The following is a 16678-nucleotide window of genomic DNA, read 5'->3' on the forward strand; positions in this document are numbered from 1 at the left end:
TCGAGGAAGAGCAGCATCACCCCCGAGGATGCCCCCTGCCCCCCCAGGATGAGCCCTCCCCCGGGGTGGCTCACTGCTCCCATGGCAGGGCGCGTTCGTGGACGACGTCCAGGCGGGTCACCGCGCGGGTGAGGACGACGTACAGCCGGTTCAGGCCGCGCTGCTCCGCCTCGGCGACGGCCGCCGGTTCGACGGCGACGACGTGGTCGTACTCCAGGCCCTTGGCCAGGGTCGCGGGGACGACCGTCACCCGGGCCGCGGGTTCGTCCGGGCCGCACGAGGGCAGGCCGGCCGCCGTGAGCGCCTCACGGACCGCGGCCGCCTGCGCGTCGGCCGCGATGACGCCCACGGAGCCCTCGTGGGCGAGCGCCTCGCGCACGGCGGCGACGACCGTGCCGGGCAGGTCGCCGTGCGCCCGCCGGACGCGCAGCTCGCCGTCCCCGCGCAGCGAGTCGGCCCGCGGCACGTCGACGTCGAGGCGGTCCAGAACCCGGCCGGCGAGGGCGAGTACGGCGGCCGGAACGCGGAAACCCGTGGTCAGCGGGACGATCGTGGCGTCCGGCTTGCCCAGGTGGGCCATCTGCACCCGCCATGAGGCCGCCGCCCACGGGCTGGTGCCCTGCGCCAGGTCGCCGAGGACGGTGAGCGAACCGAAGCGCACCCGCCGGGCGACGGCGCGGCACTCCATCGGCGAGAGGTCCTGGGCCTCGTCCACGACGACGTGTCCGTACCCCCGGGGGTGCTCCAGGAGGCCGGCCACCTCGTCGAGCAGGACGAGGTCGGCCGTCGACCAGCGCGCCGACTTCGGCGAGCGGGGCGGGCGCGGCCAGCGCAGGGCGCGCTGCTCGTCCGGGTCCAGGAGGCCGTCCGCCGCGCGCGCCAACGCCTCGGCGTCCGTGAGGAGTTCGGCGACGACCTCCTCGGGGCGCAGTTTCGGCCACACGGCTTCGACGCACGCGCTCACGGCCCGCGCCCGCTCGATCCGGCGGGTCCAGGCGGCCGGGCGCGGCCCGCTCCGGCGTTCGGCCTGCGCCTGGATCCGGCGCACGATGCGGCTGCGCACCCGCTCGCGACCGGTCTCGTACGCAGGCGCCTCGGCGAGCACACCGGTGACGATCTCCGCAAGCGCGCGGCCCCCGACGCGCCAGCGGTAGGAGCCCTCGGGGACGGAGAGGTCCTCGGCGCGCCCGGCCGCCACCCGCCCGTACACCGCGCGGCGCAGGACCTCGGCCATCCGCGCGTCGTGTTTGACGGCGGCGGTGCGGTCGGGGTCCGTTCCGGTGGCCCGGTGGCGGCCGATCTCGTCATGGAGGGTGGACTGCAGGACGCCGGTCTCACCGAGGGCGGGCAGCACCTCGGCGATGTAGGAGAGGAAAGCGCGGTGGGGGCCGAGGATGAGCAGTCCGCCCCGCTGGATGCGGCGCGGGTGGGTGTAGAGGAGGTAGGCGGCCCGGTGCAGGCCGACCGCGGTCTTGCCGGTGCCGGGGGCGCCCTGCACGCACACCGACCCGGTGAGGTCGCCGCGCACGAGGTCGTCCTGCTCGGGCTGGATGGTCGCGGCGATGTCCCGCATGGGGCCGACGCGCGGCCGTTCGATCTCGCGGGCGACGATGCCGCCGCCGTGCGCGGCGCTCCCACGGCCGGACCCGGGGCCGGGCGCGCTCGCCTGTTCACCGGCGTCGAGGCGCTCGTCCTCCAGGCCGGTGAGGTCGGCGGAGTCGCCCCGGCTGCCCGGGGCCCAGCCGAACCGTCGCCGCACGGCGACGCCCTGCGGGTCGCGGGCGCTCGCCTGGTAGAAGGCGCGGGAGACGGGCGCCCGCCAGTCGACGACGAGGGGCGGGGCGGCCGGGTGCTCGCTGATGCGCAGCCGGCCGATGTGGTGGGCGAGTCCCGCGTGCTCGCCGCCGGTGCCGTGCGCGAAGTCCAGCCGGCCGAAGAACAGGGGGCCTTCGGGCAGTTCGCGCAGGGCCTTGGCGTGGCTGCGCAGCCGGTAGCCGAGGACCTCGGCGTCGGCCCCGGAGGCCGACACGTCCTCGCCGGTGACGACCTGGAGGTCGGCGCCCTCGACCATGGCGGTGAACGCGGCCCGGCAGGCGTCGTGGTGGGCGCGTTCGCGCCGCAGGGCTGCGGCGAGTCCCCGCGGGTCGGGTTCGGCGGAGTCCTGGGGAGCGAGCTCGGGTGCCGTCATAGGGCGAGGATAGCGAATAACGTTACCGAGTTACATTTTTTACCGAGGCGTGGAGGTGTGGAGGCGCCGAGACGCGGGCTGGGCGGCGCAGGCCCGACGGCGCGGTCCTGCCGCCCCGCGAGGGGGGAACCCGCCGCGCGGACGTGCCGGGGGGCGGCGCACGGGTCGGACCTCAGACGAGCCGCGGCAGCCCCGCGCCCAGCACGTCGAACGCCCGCTCCGCCGCGGCCACCGCGTCCCCCCGCACGTCCGCGGGGCTCTCACCGGCCGCGACCCGCCGCCAGTTCTCCTCGGCGAGGATCCGCCGGACGGCGACGATCTGGCCCGCCGCCAGCCGTGCGTCCAGGGCGGTGGGCAGGTCGTCCGCGAGGGCCTCGGCGAGGGCGGTCTCCGAGCGCTCCAGGTAGCCGTACAGCCGGGCGACCAGGGACGGGGTGCCGTAGAGCAGGTCGTAGAAGGCCCGCACCCGGGGGTGGTCGTTGAGGCCGGTGACGGGATCGTCCGCCGCCAGCCCGGCCAGGAAGTGCCGGCGCAGCGCGGGCAGCGGCGCGACGCCCTCGGCCCGCCCCGCCACGACGACCCGCGCCGACTCCTGCTCGTGATCGGCGATCTGGTGCAGCACCAGGTCCTCCTTCGCCGGGAAGTAGCGGAAGAGGGTCGGCTTGGAGATCTCCGCCGCCGCGGCGACCTCGGCGACGGACACCGCGTCGAACCCGCGCTCCAGGAACAGCCCGACGGCGATCTCCGACACGGCCTGGTACATCCGCTGCCTCTTGCGCTCGCGCAGCCCGGTCTCACTCATGCGGCGAGCCTACGGCGACGCCCCGCACGTCGTCGCCGCACGGGCGCGGGCCGGCGGCCCTCGGCACGAGCCCGGCAGGAGCCGGAAGAGACGTTCTAGGCCAGTGCCCGGGCAAGATAGGGGTTCGCCGTCGCGGGGACGGAGAGGCCGAGGGACGCGGTGGCCGCCGCGAGGGTGTCGGCGTAGGAGTTGACGGCCCGCCGGACGTTGGGGGCGTCCAGGCTCGACCCGGTGGCCAGGCGGTCGAGGTCGACGTACGCGGAGCGGACGATCTCGATCCGGCGGTAGACGACCCAGTCCCTCGCCCAGTCCCGGGTGTACTCGGGGTCCAGCGCGCGCTGCCAGCGCAGGAACATCCGCTCCCTGATCTCCGGTCGCGTCGGCGTGAGGTGCATGTGCCGGACCAGGTCGTAGAGCGGGTCGCCGACCAGGGCCATCTCCCAGTCGATGATCGTCAGGGCCAGGGGGTCGTCGCGGCGCACCAGGTTCCACGGGTTGAGGTCCCCGTGCAGCAGCGCCGGCGCCCGGTGGCTCACCCGGTGCCCCGACAGGATCTCCCGCAGACGCCGTTCGTCGGGCAGCCCCAGCGTGCGGGCCAGTTGGAGCGACTTCTTCGGCAGGTCCCGGACCAGACCCACCAGCTGTTCCTTGAGCCACTCGGAGAAGTCGACCTGCCCGGCCTGCGGATCGATCACCGCATGGTCCACCCGGGTCAGCTCGCACAGCTGGTCGACGAGCGCGTCCGCCTCGTGCGGCCGCAGACCGTTCACCGGGTGGACGGGCGGCCGGTCGATGTGGGTGCCCTCGTAGGTGTGGACGCTGAGCTGATCGTTCGGGTAGCTGACGCCCAGCGCCAGGACCTCGGGCGCCGCCACCCTCACCCCTGACTCCTGGATCGCCTGGAGGACGACGTGCTCGCTCAGGTACTTGGGCTCCCGACGCGACGCGTCGGGCAGTTTGCGGCGCACGACCACGGCGGTCCGCGTGCCCTGCACCCAGACCACCGAGTTGAGGTGTGCGGTTCCCTTGAAGACCCGGTGCGCCGGAGCGGCCCCCTCCGCGAGCAGGGCCTCCCGCACGGCGGCCGCCGGGAAACGGGGGTTCTCGGGAAGCCGCGGGTCCGGCTCCCAGTGGAAGGCCTTCGTGATCCAGCCCCGGCCGCTGACCACCCTGTCGCCGCGCGACGCCAGCCACCGGAACAGCGCGCGTCCGATCTCGTCGTTCGCCGGAACGCTCCCCAGCCGCAGGGGCTCCGCGGCCTGGCGCAACGCCCGACCCACCTCCACCGTCGCCTCGTCCAGGCACTTCTGGGTGAACGACTCCTGGAGCGACCGCGCGGCCCGCATGACGTCGGGATAGAGGGACTGCGCCCATTCGAAGCCGAGGTAGTGCGGCAGGTCCCGGGAGAGCCCCTTGACCGCGCTCGGCCGGCACTCCCGCATGGCGTCCGCCCACGCCTCGATCACCTCGGCCCGCTGGCTCTCCGGGTACCGCATGCGCACCAGGTGGGTGGCGAGGTCGTGCAGGGGATCGCCCCAGGTGGCCAGCTCCCAGTCGACGCAGACGAGTGGCGGGTCGCCGTCGTAGGAGACGATCAGGTTGTCCCGGTGCAGGTCCGCGTGGAGCAGGCTGTAGGGCCGCCGGGCCATCTGGGGCACCCGGTCGGCCAGCCGGAGCAGGGCGTCGTCCGAGATGCCCAGCGCCTTGAACAGGCCACCGAACTCCGCCCAGTTGGGCTTGCGGATCTGTTCGTCGGCACAGTGGGCGAGGGCCTTCAGGAAGCCCCGGCTGTCACTGTGGTTGGCGGGCCAGGAGTCCGGCAGGTCCGGCAGCGCGGCCCGGCGCACCTGGGTCATCTGCGCCAGCAGCCCCGCCAGCGCTTTCATGACGAGGGTGTCGACAGGCTTACCGTTTCCGCAGATCGTCGAGAGCGGTACGCCCTCCACATAGCTGTGGACGGAGAAGTCCGCTGTCTTCACCAGACACGCGGGCGCGTGGGGCAGGACGCCCTGGAGGGCTTTCAGGATCGCCGACTCGTCCTGCCACGTCCTGATCACCACGGGCAGCGCGTCCCGGCGCCGGACGCGCACCGTCACGGGCGTGCCCGGCTCGCGGCGCAGCAGCCGTGCCATGTCACCGGTCAGCGGCAGCACATAGTTGCGATTGTGGTGGCCGCTGGACGCCTGGGTGGCCTCCGCTGCCCGGACGAAGGCACGCAGGACGTCGGACGTCTCCTGGGCGGCTCGTTCCCCGAGGTGACGTGGGGGAACAAGGTGGTCGACCACTGGCCGCTCCGGATACTCGCGCTGGGCATGTTGGGGCAAACGGTAAAGGGACCGCACGACCGGAGCGATGCAAGTGAGCCAATGGGTGGTGTGCCACTCATCCGCGTCAGGCCGTCCGAGACTGGCTGGTTCGCCGTCTCATACGTAGGGACGGGAGCGATTGCTCGCGCGATTGACGCATGCTAGCGCAGCGCGGACCGGTTATTCGGCGAGATGCGTCCAGACCGACTCGAACCACGCCTGCCATGTCTGCACGAACACCGTCCCCGACGAGTCGGGGTTGCCGTCCGCCACCTGGTGGGTGAGCGTGGCGCCGAGACCCAGCACGTCGAGAGCGGTGATCTCCTCGCCGGACCCCAGTTCGATCTGCCGCTGGATCACCTCGTACGGGCCGTGCAGGGCCTCCACGCCGTTCAGCAGGTACAGCTTGAAGGCCGGCGTCAGGGGCGCCTGCCGGATCCGGACGTCGACGGAGGAGACGTACCGCTCGGTCTTCAGCGCCTTCAGCACCGAGCGCAGCGAGTCCGTGTGGCGGTCGGTGATGTCGTGCAGCCGCTCGCGCAGCCGGTCGTCGCCTCGGTCGTCCTTGACCCGCGGGTAGGGAAGGTCCAGGTCCCTCAGCGGCAGGATCATGCGCAGACCGATGTGCTCGGGGGCGATGGAGCCGCCGCGTATCCGCTCCGCCTGGAGCCGGATGTGCGCGTCCAGCGACTCGGACGTCAGCGTGTAGACGTCGAGGGTGACTTCGGGCTGCTCGAAGGCCTCGCTGAGCAGGGGGCCCAGCGTCGCGCCGTGCCGCAACCGGGTGGCCCTGGGCGTGGAGGACTGGATGCGCTGGGTCTTGATCACGCGCGAGCCGCTGCCCTGGCGCGACTCGATCCAGCCCTCGTTCGCCAGTTCCCGCAGCACGCGCTGCACGGTGTCGCGGGAGACCCCGTACTCCTCGGCCAGGTCCCGCTGGGAGGGCAGGAAGGAACGCATCGGGTAGGTGCCGTCGGCCATGCGGGCGCGCAGATCGTCGGCGACCCGATGGAACTCCCTGCCGCCGCCGTCGCCGCCCTGCTGCCCCTCCACCACCGGACGACCGTACCGCCATCGGCCCAGTAGCACACCAATGTCGGTCAACTCCCTGACAGAGCAGTCCGATTAAGGATCAGACAGCCCGGGGAAAGCCATGGGAAGGCAACCAGTCCAATTGGACTGAAACTTGCCGACTTCACAGAGAGTGGCAGGAAGGCGGAAGGTCATGCTCCTGTTATCGGCACTCTGGGAACTCCTCGCGCTCGGAGCGGGGATGACGGTGCGGGCCAGACTGGGCGCGGCGGGGGTGCTGCTGCTCTTCACCCTGACGGTGGGCATGCGGGCGCGGCACCACGCGCTCGCCCTGGGGGCGGCCGTCGTGCTCGTGGCCCTGATGCTCCGGACCTGAGCTCGAGCCCCCGAGCCCGGGTCCGGCGCTCACCCCCGGAACGCCTCCAGGACCGGTTCCAGGGACGACACCACGCGGGTCGCGCCCGCCCCGCGGAGCAGTTTCTCCTTGCGCTCGTTACGCGCGTAGCCCAGGAAGGGGACCCCCGCCTCCCGCGCGGCCAGGAAGTCGGACGGGGTGTCGCCGATCATCAGGGCGGTGCCGGGGGCCGAACCCGTGGCGCGCAGGGCCAGGTTGAGGCAGTGGGGATGCGGCTTGAGGTGGTGCAGCTCCTGGGTGCGGCCGTAGATGTGGGGGGCGAAGCAGGAGGTGAGACCGCGGGTCGCGAGGTAGGTGGTGACGACCCGCGGGGAGTTGTTCGTGGTGATCGCCAGCCGCAGGTCCAGGGCCCGCAGGGTGCGTACCAGCGGGTCGGCGTAGGGGGTGGGCATCGCCGTGGCCGTGGCTCTCAGCTCCTCCTGGGTGAGACGTTCCTCCAGCTCGGCGACCAGGTCGCTGCCGGGACGCAGACGGTCCACGGCGCGCAGGACGACGTGCGGGTCCAGCGACTCCCGCTCGGTCTCCGTCAGCAGGTGGTGCAGGCCCCGCCCTTCGAGCCATTCCACCAGTCCGTCGGCCACGCCCTCCGCCGAGTGACCGGCGAAGAGACGGCAGATCGGCCCGTCGAAGTCCCACAGGACGACGCGCGCTTCCCTGATCACTTCCCGCAAGTCCGCCGCCTCGGTCTCGGTGTCGGGGGTCGAGTGCTGGGTCTGCTGCGTATCAGAAGTCACTAGGAGAGTGTCAGGTCCGTGGTGATGGTTTCCCAGAGGGCGTCGAACCACTTCTGGGATTCCTCCACGAACGCGGCGTCGCGCTGACCGGCCGCCTTCTCGAAGGAGAAGAGCAGCGACTCGGTGCCGAGGACGTCGTACATGTCGAGCGTTCCGGTGTCGGTGGACTCCTCGCGGCGGGTGACCATGTAGTACGCCATCAGCGCCTCTTGGCCGTTGAGGAGGTACAGCTTGACGGGCGGGGTGAAGGGCAGCGCGCGGAAGGTGATGCTGACGTCGATGCCGTGCGAGCGCAGTGTCTGGAGGTTGTGGCGCAGGACGTGGCCCTGGGCGTTGCGCATCGCCAGCCAGCGCTGGTGGACGGGGTCGTCGTCGCCGCGGCCGTCGACCGGGACGGGGAAGGCGAGGCTGATGTCCCGGGACGGCAGCAGGATGCGGACGTCGATCCTGGCGGGCTTCACCTGGCCCCCGTGGATCAGCCGGAGGGGCTCGCCCAGGGCCGGGATGAGGCTCTCGGCGGTGAGACAGGCCGCGTCGATGCGCACGTGCGGGACGGAGAAGGCCGCGGTGAGCCGGGGCGCCAGGCCGACCATGGTGGGCTGGGGCTCCTCGGGGCCCGTGGACGCCGGCTCGGCGATCCGGGGCGGGCTGCCCTTGCTGACGCCGGTGAGCAGCCCGTCGTCCTGGAGGGCCCGCAGCGCCTGGCGCACGGCGCCGCGCTCCACGCCGAACTCGTCGGCCAGCTCGGCCTGGGTCGGCAGCCGGTCACCGGCCCTGAGATCCCCGACGCGGATGCGCTCGCGCAGGACGTCGGCGATCTCCTGGGGAGAGAGCCTTCTGCTGCCGTTCACTGCCACGTTCTCCTGGGTCACGACCAAACGCTACAACTTCGATCCATCTGACGGGAGTTGTTTGAAAGTTGTTTAGCAGTTGCTGCCAAGTGGGGACAACATAGTCAGAGTTGGTCACCAACTTGAGCGAGTTGGCGGAAGGATCGCCTCCCGCTCCCCGTTCGGAAGGGGGGAACCACCATGCCCGTCCTCGTCCTCCTCAGCGCCGCCTTCGTCGTCGGCGTCGAGCAGACCATCCAGTGGAAGTTCGGCACCGCCGGGGCCGTCGGCCTGCTGCTGCTCAGCGTCGGCGTCAAGGCCAAGAGCCCCGCCCTCAGCTCGGTCGGCGCGGTGATCCTCGCCCTCCTCGCCACCGGGCCCGCCGTCAGCTCGTGAGGACCAGCTCCGAGCTGATCGTGTCCCACAACGCGTCGAACCACCGGCGCGACTGGTCGACGAACGTCGTGTCACGCGGTCCTGCGCCCCGCTCGAAGGCGAACAGCGCCGACCGCGTGCCCTCGGCGTCGTACATGTCCATGCTCTCCTGACCGACCGTCTGCTCCCCCCGCTGGACCGTGTAGTAGGCGAACAGCGCCTGCGAGCCGTTGAGCAGGTACAGCTTCACGGGCGGGGTGAAGGGCAGCGCGCGGAAGGTGACGTGCACGTCGATGCCGTGCGTGGAGCGCAGCGTCAGCAGGTTGTGCCGCAGCACCTGGCCCTGGGCGTTGCGATGCGCCAGCCAGCGGCGCTGTAGCCGTCCGGTGGCCGAGGCGTCGACCGGCGACGGGAAGGCGAGGTCGATGTCCCGGGAGGGCAGCAGGACCCGGACGTCGATCTTGGCCGGTTTCAGCTGCCCCGCATGGATCTGCCGCACCGGCTCGCCGATCGCGGCGGTCAGCGAGACGGCGGTCAGGCACAGGGCGTCGAGCTGCACGTGCTCGGCCGCGAAGGCCTCGGTGACACGGGGCGGAAGGCCCGCCATCGAGGGCTGCGGCGCCGCCCCGGGGCCGGCCGGGAGACCGGGCGGGCCCGGCTGCCCGGGCTGCCCCGCGACCGTCGCCGGACTCCCCTTGGAGACGTTGGTCAGCAGCCGTTCCGACTCCAGAATCCGCAGGGCACGCCGCACGGCGCCCCGTTCGACGCCGAACTCGTCCGCCAGCCGCGCCTGCGTGGGCATGCGCTGCCCCGGCCGCAGCACCCCGGATCTGATGCGGGCGCGCAGTTCGTCGGCCACCTCGCGGTGGGAGCGCTGCGACCGCGCGGCCCCCTGCCGCCCCTTGACGGAGGCATTTTCCGTCTCCACGCCCGCACAGTACAACTTCTCGCCATCTTTGGGCAGTTCAAAGAGAGATGGTTATAGGACGCTTCCAAGCGGACATAACTACAGTGAAGTTGGCAGCCAACTTCAACAACGTGGTCAAACTTTCAGACGGTTGGCCGGTCGGGCTTCCTTCCGGAGGGGAGCCGGGAGCCCGAGCACACGGCGCCGACGTACAGCCACAACTGAACATCGCCCGCACAGCCACAACTTCACAGCGCACGCACAGCCACAACTGAACAGCTACGGATGGACCGCCTTCCCACCACGCCGAAAGGAGCCGTCAGCCGTCAGCACGGGTCCGGGCGCCCTGGGCGCCCGGGCGTTCGCAGCAGGGCGTCGACCCCCCGGGGCGGCGCCCGCTCGTTCGTCCCCCCTCACACCAGCAGGTCCTCCACCTGCGCCTCTCCCTCCCGGTAACGTCGGGTGATCTCGGCGCCCGACTCGTCGGCCGTGCGCTGGAGCCGCTGACGCCGGCCGGAGACCTGCTGCTCGTACCGGACCAGACGGCCCATCGCCTCGTGCAGCTCGGGATCGGTGCGCGCGTCCAGGTCGGACAGCTCGACGTCGGCGAGCATGTCGGCGGCCAGCCGCCGGTACTCCTCGCTGTGCGGAGTGCCCAGGGTGACGTGGCGGGCCGAGGAGCGGTGCCGGGCCGGGGCGTCGGTGAGGATCTCCGACAACCGCTCGACCACGGACGCCGCGCCCGTCGGGGAACGCCGCGCCAGCTCCGCGCGCAGGATGTCGATACGGCCCTGGAGCAGGCGCCGCACATAGCTGAGGTCGGCCTCGTCGCGCTGGGCGTCCCGGCGCAGGGTGCGCAGCTCGGGCAGGCTCAGCCGGGCCATGTCGTGCTCCGGAGGTTCGACGGACAGCACGGTGCCGTCGCTGCGCTGTGCGGGCGGCCGGTGTGTGACGGGCCGCCCGGTACTCGGTGTGCTCATGTGCCTCAACCGTCCCCTCGACCGGGTGTGGAAAGCATCGTGCCACCCCAAGTGGCCGCTTTGTGACCGAGTCCCCCCGAACGGCCCCAGACAGGGGCTTAAGGATCAAAAATGGGCCACCCGCGAGGCCGGGCCGCCGACCCGGCATCATGGTCCGCATGCGAGCGGTGGTGCAGAGGGTGGACGGCGCGAGCGTCGTCGTGGACGGCGAGACGGTCGGGGAGATCGACGGCGAGGGCCTGTGCGTCCTGGTCGGCGTGACCCACGAGGACACCCCGGAGAAGGCGGACCGGCTCGCCCGCAAACTGTGGTCCCTGCGCATGCTGCACGACGAGAGGTCGTGCAGCGACGTCGACGCACCGCTGCTGGTGATCAGCCAGTTCACCCTCTACGGGGACGCCCGCAAGGGCCGCCGCCCCACCTGGAACGCGGCCGCCCCCGGCCCGGTCGCCGAACCCCTCGTCGACGAGGTCGTCGCCCGGCTGCGCGCCCTGGGCGCGACGGTCGCCACGGGCAGGTTCGGCGCGCGGATGCGCGTCTCCCTGACCAACGACGGCCCTTTCACCGTCCTGATCGAGGTCTAGGGCCCCTCCTGGGGCCCTTTCCTGCCGGAGGGCCCTCAGGGCTCGACCACGACCTCCTGCGCGGCCGCCGTCGTGTCGGCCATCAAAGGGGCGTCCACCGGCACGTTGCGCTTCACCAGGGCCAGCGCGACCGGGCCCAGCTCGTGGTGGCGGGCGGACGTGGTGATGAAGCCGATCGTGCGGCCGTCGGGGTCCTCGTCGCGGACGCGCAGCTGGGTGCCGGCGGGCGGCAGGTGCACCTCGCTGCCGTCGAGGTGCAGGAAGACCAGACGGCGGGGCGGCTTGCCCAGGTTCTGGACGCGCGCGACCGTCTCCTGCCCGCGGTAGCAGCCCTTCTGCAGATGCACGGCCGTGCCGATCCAGCCCAGCTCGTGCGGGATCGTGCGGTGGTCCGTCTCGAAGCCGAGGCGCGGGCGGTGCTGCTCGACGCGCAGGGCCTCGTGGGCGAGGATCCCGGCCGGCGGACCGGCCTGCTCCGCGAACGTCTCCAGGTCGGCGCGCGGCAGGAACAGATCCCGGCCGTACGCCGTCTCGCGCACGACGACACCGTCCGGCACGGGCGCGATGGACCCCGCCGGGAGATGCACGACGGCCGTGTCCGCCGTCCGGTCGGCGACCTCGACCCGGTAGAAGAACTTCATCGACTCCAGGTACGCGAGCAGCGCCTCCTGAGTGCCGGGCTCGACGTGGGCCCAGACCGTCGCGCCGTCGTCCACCAGGTACAGCGCGTGTTCGATGTGACCGTGCGCGGAGAGGATCAGCGCCTCGGTGGCCTGGCCGGCCGCGAGGTCGGTGACGTGCTGGGTGAGCAGAAGGTGCAGCCAGCTCAGCCGGTCCTCGCCGGAGACGGTGACGACCCCGCGGTGCGAGAGGTCGACGAAACCGGCGCCGTCGGCCAGCGCGCGCTGCTCACGGAACAGGTCGCCGTAGTGACCGGCGACGCCTTCGTCCACGCCCTCGGCGGGAACGGCGCCGGGCAGGGACAGCAGAGGGCTCTTCATGGGCCCAAGCCTACGACTCGGTGATCGAACCCCTGGCAGCCGAACCCGCGCCCGAACCCGCGCCCGGCCCGGCGCCCGGACCGGCGCCCGAACCGGCGGCCCCGCCCTTGCCGGCGGAACGCTCGCGGGCGCAGTCGCGGCAGCGGCCGAAGATCGCGAAGTGCTTCATGTCCGTCTCGAAGCCGAAGGTGTCGCGCAGCTTGGCCGTGAACTCGGCGGCCACCTTCACGTCCGCCTCGATGACCTCGTCGCAGTCCCGGCAGACGAGGTGGATGTGGTGGTGGCGGTCGGCCAGGTGGTAGGTGGGGGCCCCGTGCCCCAGATGCGCATGGCTGACCAGCCCGAGCTCCTCGAGGAGCTCCAGCGTGCGGTACACGGTCGAAATGTTGACCCCCGACGCCGTCTTCCTCACTTCCACGAGGATGGCGTCGGGGGTCGCGTGCTCCAGGGTGTCCACGGCTTCGAGGACAAGCTGGCGCTGCGGCGTCAGCCGGTAGCCGCGCTGCCGCAGGTCGCTCTTCCAGTCAGTGCTTTCAGTGCTCACCACACCCAAGAGTCTAGGACTACTTGAAGAAGGCGATCCCGTCGTCCGGCATGTCGTCGGGGAGGGCCTTCGCCCAGCGCTCGACGTCCTCGGGGGTGACGACCTTCTTCAGGTGGGCCGACATGTAGGGGCGCAGCTCGACCTCGGGGGTCTGCTTCTCGCCGACCCACATGAGGTCGCTCTTGACGTAGCCGTAGAGCCGCTTGCCGCCGGTGTACGGGCCCGAGGCTGCCGTGCGCGCCACGGCGTCCGTGACCAGGTCGATCTGCGGCTTCTTGTCGGCCAGCTCGCCGTACCAGATCTCGACGACGCCGTCGTCGCGGACCATCGTCACCTCGACCTTGCGGTCGGCGTCGATCCGCCAGAAGCCGGACTCCGACTCCAGGGGGCGGACCTTCTCGCCGTCCTTGTCCAGAACCCAGGTGTGGGAGTGGTACTCGAGGAAGTCCCGGCCGTCGTGGCCGAAGGTGACCTCCTGGCCGAAGTTGCACTTCTCCGACCCCGGGAAGTCGTGCACGCCGGCGCCCGCCCAGCTGCCGAGCAGGAAGGCGAGGGGGACGAGGTCCTTGTGGAGGTCGGACGGAATCTCGATCATGAGTGGCAGTTCCTGGACTGGTAGGTCAGCGCTGGCCCTGGTACAGCTTCTTCACGGTCAGACCGGCGAAGGCGAGGACGCCGACGCAGACCAGGACCAGCAGGGATTCGAAGAAGATCTCCACGGGGGCTCCTCGGATGAGCGTGCTTCGGGGTGCGTACGACTCGGGACACGTACGACAGGGCCGGGCCCCAGCTTACGCGGCCGGGCCCCGGCCCTCCCTGCGAGGTACGCCCTCGCGGACGTCAGCTCAGCAGCTGGCTCTGAAGGGTGACCGTCTGCTGGAAGGGGACGGCCGCCGCGGCGCCCCTGCGGGACTGCAGGACGAGGGCGACGACGTCGCCCGCCTGAAGATAGGCCTGGCGCAGCTGCTCCGCGCCGTACGGCTTCACCTCGTCGTAGGCCTGACGCTTGACGTTCGGGAGGTCCGCGGGCGTCGGGTAGCCCTCGTCGAACTCCGTCTCGGCCGCGCCGCGTGCCGCGTGCACGGGGGCGGCGAACGAGGTGAGGTCGTCGTTCACCCGCTCGGCGACCGTCCCCGTGTCGAACTGAAGCAGGTAGACGCCGGTGTGCGTGCCGTCCGCGGTGGTCCAGCCGCGGGCCGCGATGTGACGCAGGCCGTTGTCGGTGAGCAGCTGCGCGACCTCGGCCCGGTCCTGCTTCGCCTCGAACACCGCCAGGAAGTCCTTCGTCGCCAGCCAGCCGTCGACGCCGCGCAGCGCCTTGTCCTCGGTCGCGCCGTCGGGGGCGGGCAGACGCAGCGCGCGCAGGTCGGCGTAGTGGGCGGCCGCCCAGTTCCTGGTGTCGAACGGGTGCCGGCTGCCGGCGGGCAGCGGCGGCATGGTGATGTCCGGGTAGGCCCAGCGGCCGTCCGGCTTCGTGGCCAGTCCGGGCAGGTCCGTCCGTTCCATGCGCGTGATGCCGTAGGCCGTGCCCGCCCCGAGGGCCGCGAAGGCGGTGACGACGGCGGTCCAGCGAAGGACGGCCCGCAGCACGCGGCGGTCCCTGGGGGCGGGCGCGGTTTCCGGCGCCGCGTCGGGGGCCCCTCCGGGGGCCGGGTGCGAAGCGGTCCCGGGGGCGGGTTCCGGGATCGCCGCCGACGCCTCCGTCTGCTCCGGGCGCGGTTCCGGCGGGAGCTGGGGGTCGGGCAGCGGTCGGGGGCGCTCGGTGGTCATACGGCCTGTCCCGGGTCGTCGATGCGGTCGAGTTGTGCGGCGAAGAACTTGGCGACGAACGGGCCGTCGATCGGGTCGGGGGCCGTCGACGAGAGGCTGACCAGCACGTCCCCCACCGCTGCGGAGCACACCGCCACGCCCAGGTCCTCGTCCTCGCCCTTGGGGCTCACGGCACACCGCGCGTCCGGGTGGCCCTCGATCCTCGGTCCCTTGCGGAAGGCGTCCACGGCGGTGAAGAAGGCGTTGAAGTCGGACGCCGACCGGCGCGCGGCCGTCCCGGTCCGCATGCGGGACAGGGACACGCTGAAGACGATCGTGTCCTTGCTGTTGTAGTCGGACCGGTGGACGGCGTAGCTGCGCATCGCCAGGCCCTTGACGGGCTCCTTGTCGATCAGCTTCTCCAGCTTCCGGCGTGAGGCGCTGGGCAGATCCTTGATCGACTCCTTGCGCAGGGCGGTGGCCTGCGCGCCGCCGAACTCGGCGTCCGGTCCGAACTCGCGCATGTCCGGGCCGGGTTGGAAGCCGTCGGTGCCGAACGGCACCAACAGGGCGCTCAGCCCCGCCCCGGCCGCGGCGCCCTTCTTCGGGTCCTTCGTCGCGCCCTTGCCGCCGGCTCCGTCCTCGCCCTCGGCGGGCGTGTCCGGGAAGGTCCAGGTGGGACCGGCGTGGTCGCGGTCGGCGCCGCGCACGGTCACGACGGTGAAGCCGACACCGCCGAGGACCGCGCACGCCAGCAGGAGGGAGCCCGTCACGGCGGCGATCCGGCCGGTGCGGCGGGTCCCGGGGAGGGCCGGCCGCGTACCGGCTGACTCCGCGACGGCGGCCCCCTCCCCGGCGTCGGCGTCGGGACCGGCCGCCCGCGGGGACTCGGGACTCTCGGGGTGCTCGGGGCTCTCGAGGGCTTCCGGGGTCTCGGGCGTCTCGAGGTCCTCGGGGGCTTTCGGGGTCTCGGGCGTCTCGCTCACAGCTTGCCCACCTGCCGCTCGGCCAGGTCCATGATCTTCGCCTTCGGGATCGGCTTGCTGTCGTACACGTGGATCTCCATGCAGACGTCCGCGCGCCAGGCGTACGCCTCGGCCTCGTACAGCGGGAGGTAGCCCGGCTTCCGGTCGGGGGTGTCGTGCACGTACGCCACCCCGTTGCCGTCTCCGGTGCCGGGGACGTGCCAGTCGCGGGTGTCGGGCTCCTTGGCGGCCCAGTAGCGGCCGTTCTCGGCCCACTCCAACGCCGCCCTCTTGCTCTCCTGGCGGAACTGCACGAGGTTGATGTGCACGCTGTACGTCTCCCCCACCCGCCACGAGACCGTGGCCGCCCGGCGGAACTCGTCGGTGACGAGGTCGTCGAACGTGGTGGCGGGGCCCTTGTAGCCGTTCGCGTACGTGGGCAGGTCCGCCCAGCCGTCCCTGCCCCTCGGAGTCCGGCTGTCCTTGGCTCCCGCGGGCGGTGCGATCAGCGCCTTGCGCAGGTCGCCGTCGGTCCTGACCCGGCGGTCCTGCGCCGCCGACAGCGGCTCGACCTCGCCCACCGCCTGGCCGACGACGGGCTGGGAGAGCGACGGCAGCGCGGTGGGCGCACGGCCGGCCTGGATCACGTATCCGGTGCAGACGCCGGCGACGATCCCGAGCACGGCCGCTCCGGCGATCATCAGCGTCGTACGGCCACGGGGCCGGGGGCCGGGACGAGCGCTGACCGGCTCGGCCTCGTCGACCCTTTCCGGACCTTCCACGACATCCCCCTCAGAAGTGTGTAGCGCGCAGGCGTCGCGCGTCGCACAGGAGACCCATGGTGATCACCGGCAGTTGTAGGGGACTTGATTACGATTCAGGCATGGCGAAGAAGCTCGTGATCAAGGTGACGGCGGGGGCGGACGCTCCCGAGCGGTGCTCGCAGGCGTTCACGGTGGCGGCGGTGGCCGTGGCCAGTGGGGTCGAGGTGTCGCTGTGGCTGACCGGGGAGTCCGCGTGGTTCGCGCTGCCGGGGCGGGCCGCCGAGTTCGAGCTCCCGCACGCGGCCCCGCTGCCCGATTTGATCGACTCGGTGCTGGCCGGCGGCCGTCTCACCCTGTGCACCCAGTGCGCGGCCCGTCGGGACATCACGGAGAAGGACGTCGTCGAGGGGGTGCGGATCGCCGGCGCCCAGGTGTTCGTGCAGGAGGCGCTGGCGGACGGGACGCAGGCGCTCGTGTACTAGCGAGCCTGCGGGGCGGTGGC

At 72.1% G+C, this 16678-nt stretch carries 18 protein-coding genes; 4 read left to right on the top strand and 14 right to left on the bottom strand.

The genetic code is table 11. The annotated features are described in order from the left end of the window. Positions 1-70: 70 nt before the first annotated feature. The 4 genes from KMS84_RS21110 to KMS84_RS21125 all read right to left on the bottom strand — a co-directional run bounded on the left by KMS84_RS21110 (position 71) and on the right by KMS84_RS21125 (position 6349). Entirely contained in the window at positions 71-2188 is a 2118-nt protein-coding gene (locus KMS84_RS21110) for a HelD family protein (protein ID WP_256917914.1), read from the bottom strand. A gap of 172 nt (positions 2189-2360) precedes the next feature. After that, a complete protein-coding gene (locus KMS84_RS21115; RefSeq protein ID WP_256917915.1) occupies positions 2361-2990 on the bottom strand; it encodes a TetR family transcriptional regulator in 630 nt (209 codons plus the stop codon). Positions 2991-3085: 95 nt separating this feature from the next. After that, positions 3086-5275 (bottom strand): phosphotransferase, encoded by a 2190-nt coding sequence (locus KMS84_RS21120; protein WP_438818967.1) that lies wholly within the window; start codon positions 5273-5275, stop codon positions 3086-3088. 201 nt (positions 5276-5476) lie between these two features. Beyond that, positions 5477-6349: a winged helix-turn-helix domain-containing protein gene (locus tag KMS84_RS21125; protein ID WP_256917951.1), complete on the bottom strand. Its 873-nt coding sequence runs from the start codon at positions 6347-6349 to the stop codon at positions 5477-5479. Positions 6350-6521: 172 nt separating this feature from the next. Between KMS84_RS21125 and KMS84_RS21130 the strand changes: the two genes are divergently transcribed. After that, the gene (locus KMS84_RS21130) at positions 6522-6704 is read left to right on the top strand and encodes a hypothetical protein (RefSeq protein WP_256917916.1); all 183 of its coding nucleotides are present in this window, start codon (positions 6522-6524) and stop codon (positions 6702-6704) included. 29 nt (positions 6705-6733) lie between these two features. Here the strand turns inward: KMS84_RS21130 and KMS84_RS21135 are convergent, their stop codons facing one another. Both KMS84_RS21135 and KMS84_RS21140 read right to left on the bottom strand, forming a co-directional pair. Then, the gene (locus KMS84_RS21135) at positions 6734-7477 is read right to left on the bottom strand and encodes an HAD family hydrolase (RefSeq protein ID WP_256917917.1); all 744 of its coding nucleotides are present in this window, start codon (positions 7475-7477) and stop codon (positions 6734-6736) included. Continuing rightward, positions 7477-8355, bottom strand: coding sequence for a FadR/GntR family transcriptional regulator (locus KMS84_RS21140; protein ID WP_256917918.1), 879 nt, complete (start codon positions 8353-8355; stop codon positions 7477-7479). Before KMS84_RS21140 ends, KMS84_RS21135 begins: the two co-directional genes overlap by 1 nt. Before the next feature lie 153 nt (positions 8356-8508). Between KMS84_RS21140 and KMS84_RS21145 the strand changes: the two genes are divergently transcribed. Next, entirely contained in the window at positions 8509-8703 is a 195-nt protein-coding gene (locus KMS84_RS21145; protein WP_256917919.1) for a hypothetical protein, read from the top strand. Here the strand turns inward: KMS84_RS21145 and KMS84_RS21150 are convergent. Both KMS84_RS21150 and KMS84_RS21155 read right to left on the bottom strand, forming a co-directional pair. Next, positions 8693-9610: a winged helix-turn-helix domain-containing protein gene (locus KMS84_RS21150; RefSeq protein WP_256917920.1), complete on the bottom strand. Its 918-nt coding sequence runs from the start codon at positions 9608-9610 to the stop codon at positions 8693-8695. The genes KMS84_RS21145 and KMS84_RS21150 overlap by 11 nt on opposite strands. A gap of 392 nt (positions 9611-10002) precedes the next feature. Continuing rightward, positions 10003-10569 carry an RsiG family protein gene (locus KMS84_RS21155; protein WP_256917921.1) on the bottom strand — a complete coding sequence of 189 codons (567 nt, stop codon included), beginning with the start codon at positions 10567-10569 and terminating at the stop codon, positions 10003-10005. A 158-nt stretch (positions 10570-10727) separates the two neighbouring features. Here KMS84_RS21155 and dtd point away from each other — a divergent pair, with 158 nt between their 5' ends. Then, entirely contained in the window at positions 10728-11153 is a 426-nt protein-coding gene (dtd, locus tag KMS84_RS21160; protein ID WP_256917922.1) for a D-aminoacyl-tRNA deacylase, read from the top strand. 35 nt (positions 11154-11188) lie between these two features. Here dtd and ygfZ read toward each other — a convergent pair whose 3' ends face one another. The 6 genes from ygfZ to KMS84_RS21190 form a co-directional block, all read right to left on the bottom strand. Continuing rightward, on the bottom strand, positions 11189-12154 hold the full coding sequence (gene ygfZ / locus KMS84_RS21165) for a CAF17-like 4Fe-4S cluster assembly/insertion protein YgfZ (RefSeq protein WP_256917923.1): 966 nt from the start codon (positions 12152-12154) through the stop codon (positions 11189-11191). 10 nt (positions 12155-12164) lie between these two features. Then, positions 12165-12701: a Fur family transcriptional regulator gene (locus KMS84_RS21170; protein WP_308287972.1), complete on the bottom strand. Its 537-nt coding sequence runs from the start codon at positions 12699-12701 to the stop codon at positions 12165-12167. 16 nt (positions 12702-12717) lie between these two features. After that, positions 12718-13293, bottom strand: coding sequence for a heme-binding beta-barrel domain-containing protein (locus KMS84_RS21175; protein ID WP_256917925.1), 576 nt, complete (start codon positions 13291-13293; stop codon positions 12718-12720). Between the two features lie 245 nt (positions 13294-13538). Next, on the bottom strand, positions 13539-14468 hold the full coding sequence (locus KMS84_RS21180) for a hypothetical protein (RefSeq protein ID WP_256917926.1): 930 nt from the start codon (positions 14466-14468) through the stop codon (positions 13539-13541). Further along, complete coding sequence (locus tag KMS84_RS21185; RefSeq protein ID WP_256917927.1) at positions 14465-15433, bottom strand: hypothetical protein; 969 nt, start codon at positions 15431-15433, stop codon at positions 14465-14467. Before KMS84_RS21185 ends, KMS84_RS21180 begins: the two co-directional genes overlap by 4 nt. After that, complete coding sequence (locus KMS84_RS21190; RefSeq protein WP_308287973.1) at positions 15430-16194, bottom strand: hypothetical protein; 765 nt, start codon at positions 16192-16194, stop codon at positions 15430-15432. The genes KMS84_RS21185 and KMS84_RS21190 overlap by 4 nt, the downstream gene beginning before the upstream one ends. A 101-nt stretch (positions 16195-16295) precedes the next feature. Between KMS84_RS21190 and KMS84_RS21195 the strand changes: the two genes are divergently transcribed. Continuing rightward, complete coding sequence (locus tag KMS84_RS21195; RefSeq protein ID WP_256917928.1) at positions 16296-16658, top strand: DsrE family protein; 363 nt, start codon at positions 16296-16298, stop codon at positions 16656-16658. The last annotated feature ends 20 nt before the right edge of the window (positions 16659-16678 follow it).

The sequence above is a fragment of the Streptomyces hilarionis genome, from assembly GCF_024539675.1.
Taxonomy (GTDB): domain Bacteria; phylum Actinomycetota; class Actinomycetes; order Streptomycetales; family Streptomycetaceae; genus Streptomyces; species Streptomyces hilarionis.

Excerpts from the sequence above, each read along its gene's own strand:
- KMS84_RS21130 (WP_256917916.1), top strand. The coding sequence starts at position 6,522 with ATGCTCCTGTTATCGGCACTCTGGGAACTCCTCGCGCTCGGAGCGGGG.
- KMS84_RS21195 (WP_256917928.1), top strand. The coding sequence starts at position 16,296 with ATGGCGAAGAAGCTCGTGATCAAGGTGACGGCGGGGGCGGACGCTCCC.
- dtd (WP_256917922.1), top strand. The coding sequence starts at position 10,728 with ATGCGAGCGGTGGTGCAGAGGGTGGACGGCGCGAGCGTCGTCGTGGAC.
- KMS84_RS21110 (WP_256917914.1), bottom strand. The coding sequence starts at position 2,188 with ATGACGGCACCCGAGCTCGCTCCCCAGGACTCCGCCGAACCCGACCCG.
- KMS84_RS21180 (WP_256917926.1), bottom strand. The coding sequence starts at position 14,468 with ATGACCACCGAGCGCCCCCGACCGCTGCCCGACCCCCAGCTCCCGCCG.
- KMS84_RS21145 (WP_256917919.1), top strand. The coding sequence starts at position 8,509 with ATGCCCGTCCTCGTCCTCCTCAGCGCCGCCTTCGTCGTCGGCGTCGAG.
- KMS84_RS21155 (WP_256917921.1), bottom strand. The coding sequence starts at position 10,569 with ATGAGCACACCGAGTACCGGGCGGCCCGTCACACACCGGCCGCCCGCA.
- KMS84_RS21115 (WP_256917915.1), bottom strand. The coding sequence starts at position 2,990 with ATGAGTGAGACCGGGCTGCGCGAGCGCAAGAGGCAGCGGATGTACCAG.
- KMS84_RS21175 (WP_256917925.1), bottom strand. The coding sequence starts at position 13,293 with ATGATCGAGATTCCGTCCGACCTCCACAAGGACCTCGTCCCCCTCGCC.
- ygfZ (WP_256917923.1), bottom strand. The coding sequence starts at position 12,154 with ATGAAGAGCCCTCTGCTGTCCCTGCCCGGCGCCGTTCCCGCCGAGGGC.